6 protein-coding genes are annotated in these 4949 nt (G+C 71.0%); 3 read left to right on the forward strand and 3 right to left on the reverse strand.

Going from position 1 to position 4949, the window contains the following annotated elements; genetic code table 11:
* Window positions 1–687 (reverse strand): EamA family transporter (locus tag VJR25_RS02930; RefSeq protein WP_324112357.1); only part of this gene is annotated, 687 nt, incomplete at its 3' end.
* 72 nt (window positions 688–759) lie between these two features.
* Between VJR25_RS02930 and VJR25_RS02935 the strand changes: the two genes are divergently transcribed.
* From VJR25_RS02935 to VJR25_RS02945, 3 genes are read left to right on the forward strand one after another with little or no spacing between them, the layout of a single operon-like run.
* The gene (locus tag VJR25_RS02935) at window positions 760–1683 is read left to right on the forward strand and encodes a LysR family transcriptional regulator (RefSeq protein ID WP_324112359.1); all 924 of its coding nucleotides are present in this window, start codon (window positions 760–762) and stop codon (window positions 1681–1683) included.
* Window positions 1684–1705: 22 nt separating this feature from the next.
* Window positions 1706–2290 (forward strand): HhH-GPD-type base excision DNA repair protein, encoded by a 585-nt coding sequence (locus VJR25_RS02940; RefSeq protein WP_324112361.1) that lies wholly within the window; start codon window positions 1706–1708, stop codon window positions 2288–2290.
* A gap of 10 nt (window positions 2291–2300) precedes the next feature.
* The gene (locus VJR25_RS02945) at window positions 2301–2825 is read left to right on the forward strand and encodes a YbhB/YbcL family Raf kinase inhibitor-like protein (protein ID WP_324112363.1); all 525 of its coding nucleotides are present in this window, start codon (window positions 2301–2303) and stop codon (window positions 2823–2825) included.
* Between the two features lie 37 nt (window positions 2826–2862).
* Here the strand turns inward: VJR25_RS02945 and VJR25_RS02950 are convergent, their stop codons facing one another.
* Window positions 2863–4326, reverse strand: coding sequence for a purine-cytosine permease family protein (locus tag VJR25_RS02950; RefSeq protein WP_324112365.1), 1464 nt, complete (start codon window positions 4324–4326; stop codon window positions 2863–2865).
* Between the two features lie 135 nt (window positions 4327–4461).
* Window positions 4462–4949, reverse strand: a 488-nt coding sequence (locus VJR25_RS02955) for an Lrp/AsnC family transcriptional regulator (RefSeq protein WP_324112367.1), incomplete at its 5' end; no start/stop codon positions are given.

Consider the following 4949-nt stretch of genomic DNA (forward strand, 5'->3'; position numbering starts at 1 on the left):
CGCGTACCCGACGAGGGTGCACAGTCCCGCCGTGTAGAGCGTCGACAGCACGGGCCGCCACCCGAACGCCGCGATCCCCGCGAGGATCGCGTGCGGCCCCTCGACCAGCACCGACAGGCCGAGCGCCGGAAGCGGCACGACCAGCGACGACCACACCGTGAGCGACAGGGCGCCGAAGCGCGTCGCGGGCGCGACGGGTCCCGCCTGACGGGAGATCACGTTGCCGATCGCCCAGGACAGCGCGGCGAGAAGGCACAGTACGACCGCGAGGGCGGGCGCATCGCCTCCGCGTCCGAGTGCAACCACCCCGAGGCCCAGCGTGCCGACGAGCACGCCGACCGCCTGTCGGGCGCTCGGCCGCTCGCGCAGGGCGAGCGCGGCCACGGCGATCGTCAGCACCACCTGCGCCTGCAGCAGCAGCGCCGCGATGCCCGGCTGCAGACCGAGGGCGATCGAGGTGTAGAGCAGGGCGAACTGCCCGAGGCTCATGAAGAGGCCGACGCCGACCACCGTCTTCCAACCTGCGAGCGGGCGCGGCACGACGACGGCGGCGAGCGCGACGACCGCGAACCGCACGGCGACGAAGAAGAGCGGCGGGATGCCGTGCATCCCCCAGTCGATCACGACGAAGTTGAAGCCCCACATCGTCGCCACGATGGCGGCCAGCAGCATGTCGCGTCGTGTCATGCCTCCACTTCATCGCAGCACATTCGGAAACACCAGCGATCATTTCTGCTCTTGATTCGGTAGCATCGCTGCATGATCGATCTCGAAGCCGTGGTCGCCCTCCGGGCCGTCGCCACCGGCGGCAGCGTCGCCGCGGCGGCGGATGCCCTCGGCTACACCCCGTCGGCGGTCTCGCAGCAGATCAAGCGCCTCGAACGGGGCACGCGCGTCGCCCTGCTCGAACGGGCCGGTCGCGGCGTCGTGCTCACCGACGCCGGACGCCACCTCGTCACCTCGTCGGCATCCGTGCTCGCCGACCTCGAGCGGCTCGAGGCCGACCTGCAGCTCGCGGGCGGCACGGACGGCACCGCGGCCGGTCCCGTCGTCGGCGAGGTGCGCATCGGCGCGTTCTCGACCGCGGTGCGCGGCATCCTCGTCGACGTCCTGCCGCGGCTGCACATGGAGCATCCCGGGCTGCGGGTGCCGATGCGCGAGAGCGAGCCGTGGGAGACGATCGCGCTCGTGGCATCCGGCCAGCGCGATCTCGGCATCGTGCACCGCTGGGGCGGGGTGGCGCTCGCGATGCCCGACCACCTCGTCGAGACGCCGCTGTTCACCGACGAGGCGGACGTCATCCTGCGGCGCGACCACCGGCTCGCCGGCCGCACCGCGCTGACGCCCGCGGACCTCGCCGACGAGGAGTGGATCGCGACCTTCGACTCGACGATCTGCCGGCAGTGGCTGCGACGGCTGTTCGACGGCGTCTCGAACGCGCCGCGCATCGTCCACGAGTCGATGGAGTTCGAGAACCACCTCGAACTCGTGCGCGCCGGCCTGGGGGTCGCCCTCGTGCCGCGGATGGGGCGGCCGCCGCTGCACGCGGACCTGGTCGCGATCCCCACGGCCGATCCCGCCTCGGCGCGCGGGGTCTCGGCCGTGCATCGCCGAAGTCAGACGGACTCGCCTGCGCTGCAGGCGGTGCTCGATGCGATCCGAGCGGCGGTCGACAGCCGCTGAGCGCCCCTGAGACACTGGGAGCATGCCCCTCCACATCACCGCCGACCCGGCTGCCGACGAACTGCTCACCGAGGACCCGCTGGCGCTGCTCATCGGGATGCTGCTGGACCAGCAGGTCGCGATGGAGACGGCCTTCGCCGGTCCGTTGAAGATCCGCGACCGGGTGGGCTCCGTGGATGCCGGCACGATCGCCGGGTACGACCCCGACGCATTCGCCGCGGCGTTCAAGACCCCGCCGGCGGTGCACCGGTTCCCGGGGTCGATGGCGGCGCGCGTGCAGGCGCTGTGCCAGGCCCTCGTCGACGAGTGGGGCGGGGACGCCTCAGCCCTGTGGACGGAGCCGGATCCCGCCGGCGCAGCCCCGGACGGCGCGACGGTGCTGAAGCGCCTGAAGGCCCTCCCCGGGTTCGGCGAGCAGAAGGCGAAGATCTTCCTGGCGCTGCTGGGCAAGCAGTGCGGGTTCACCGGCACCGGCTGGCGGGAAGCATCCGCCCCCTACGGCGAGGAGGGCTCGTTCCGCAGCGTCGCCGACATCGTCTCGCCGGAATCGCTCACCCTCGTGCGCGAGCACAAGCGGGCCGTGAAGGCGGCGGCGAAGAAGGCGTAAGGTCGCGGCTATGGCCTCCCTCGATCGACCCGTCAAACCAGACCCGTACCCGCTCCTTCCCGCGGTGCCCTCGTTCACCGTCACGAGCACCGACGTCACCGACGGCGCCCCGCTCAAAGGCGACCAGGTCGCCGCGCTCGGCAACACGTCCCCGCAGCTGAGCTGGTCGGGGGCGCCCGCCGGCACCAAGTCCTTCGTCGTCACGTGCTTCGATCCGGATGCCCCGACCCCGTCGGGCTTCTGGCACTGGGTGCTCGTGGACCTGCCCGCCGACGTCACGAGCCTCGAGACCGGGGCCGCGACCCACGAGCTGCCCGGCGCGGCGTTCCATGTGCGCAACGACGGCGGCGAGGCGACGTTCATGGGCGCCGCTCCCCCGGCCGGCGACCAGGTGCACCGGTACTTCTTCGTGGTGCACGCGGTCGGCGAGGACTCCCTGGGCGTGAGCCCGGAGGTCACGCCGGCCGTGGTGTCGTTCAACCTCGCGTTCAAGACCCTCGGTCGCGCCATCATCCACGGCACCTACCGCCACTGAGCCGCCGACGCCCCGGGGCGCCGGCGGCTCAGGGCGGTCAGGGGAGCTCGTGGTGCGCCGCGGCCTCCTCGATCTCGCGCGCCTGCGTGTCCGCGAGGGCCTGCTCGGCGGCGACGTCGATGTGGCGGGTCATCAGCCAGTACGCGACCGCCGCGACCGGCAGCCCGATGAACATCGAGATGTCGACGCCGCCCATCGCCTTCGACACCGGGCCCTCGTAGAAGTCCGCCACGTCGAAGAACGGGACCATCACGACGAAGCCGAGCACGTACGCGGCGATGCCCGGCCAGCCCCACCGGCGGTAGATGCCGTTCGGCTTGAAGATCTCGGCGATCGCGTAGTGGCCCTTGCGGACGATGAAGAAGTCCGTCAGGTTGACGGCGGTCCACGGGATGAACAGGTAGAGGATCAGCAGCAGGAACGCGTTGAAGTTGCCGAGGAAGTGCGCCGTCGCGAACAGGGCGAACGCCAGCGAGATCGCGGCGGTGATGACGAGCGTGACGATGCGGATGGTGAGCGTCGGGCGCACCTTCACGAAGCTGTCGATCGACGAGATGAGCGTCAGGGAGCCGCCGTACATGTTCAGCGCGGTCACCGACACGAGCCCGAGCGCCGCGACGATGAGCGCGATGACGCCGAACCCCGGGAACAGCAGGTCGGCGACGTGCTTGAGGTCCACGACCGTGTTCGTGCCGATGTCCTTGGCCGACACCGCGATCCACGAACCGAGGAACATCACCCAGATGCCGCCGAGGGCGCTGCCCCAGAACGTCCACTGGAAGGTGCTGTTGGTCGAGGTGGTGCGCGGCAGGTAGCGCGAGTAGTCCGACACGTAGATGGCCCACGAGATCTGATAGCCGGCGGCGACGCCGAGCTGGCCGAAGAACGCGACCGGCTGGAAGTGCGACAGGTCGAACTGGGATGCCGGCACGTGCAGGTGGATGACCGCGGATGCCGTCAGCAGCACCAGCATGATGACGGTGAGGTACATCAGGTACCGCTCCACCGAGTGGATGAGGTCGTAGCCGACGAGTGCCACCACGACGGCGACGATCGTGACCACCCAGATCCAGAGCGGGTCGGCCGCCTGCTTGGTGCTGATCGCACCTCCGACCGCCTCGCCGGCGAGCACCGAGTTGAAGATGTTGAAGCCGGCGTACTGGATGTACGCGAACAGCCACACCAGCAGGGCTCCGATGTAGCCGAACTGGGGCCGGGACTGGATCATCTGCGGCAGGCCGAGCTGCGGGCCCTGCGACGAGTGGGCGGCCATGAAGAACGTGCCGATCAGGATGCCGAGCGCGATCGCGATGAACGACCAGATCAGGTTGCCGCCGCTGGTGATGCTGATGAGGCCCGTGGCGAGGGTGGCGATCTGCGCATTGCTCATGAACCACAGGGGTCCGATATGCGAGACCTTGCCGTGCCGCTCCGAGAGCGGGACGTAGTCGATCGAGCGGACTTCGAGTCCGCGGCTGCTCGTGGCGGTTGTCGTGCTCATCCGTGCTCCTTCGGCTCGGACCGCGTCCCGGGGTCGGGGGCCCGGCGCGTCGGGGCGCCGGTGCGGACAGCGCGATCGTAGACCCGAGCGGGCCGGAACGGCGTCAAGCGCGCGACACGGGATGACGGCGCGCCGTCACGCCGGGAACAGCATCGGCACGACGCCGGTGGTGCGGCCGGCGGCATCCAGCACGTGCCCGAGCCTCTTGTCGGTGCGCACCGACAGCGTGCGCTGCCGCACGGCGGCGTCCGGGATGCGGGTGGCGAGCTCGGTCTCGACGCGCTGCAGCTCGGCGAGGTCGCGCACCCACAGGGTCGCGACGAGGTTGAACGGTCCGAGCACCTCGGCACTCAGGCGGCACGAGGGCAGCTCGGCGAAGAAGCGCGCGGCCTCTTCGAGTCGCGGCGCCGGCACGTTCACCGCGTACGACGCCTCCCGCCGCGACGCATCGAATCGCCGCGCCCGGTCGCAGCGCAGGGTCAGGATGCCGCGGCCGAGCAGCGCGTTCGTGTGCCGCCGCGCGGTCTGCGCCGACCGGCCGAGCAGGTCGCCGAGCTGCTCCCAGGTCATGCGCCCGTCGCGGGTGAGCGCCTCCACGAGCTGCACCTCGACGCGGCGCCGCC

Origin of the sequence: Microbacterium sp. (assembly GCF_035277845.1) — a bacterium.
In the GTDB taxonomy this organism is placed as follows: Bacteria; Actinomycetota; Actinomycetes; order Actinomycetales; family Microbacteriaceae; genus Microbacterium.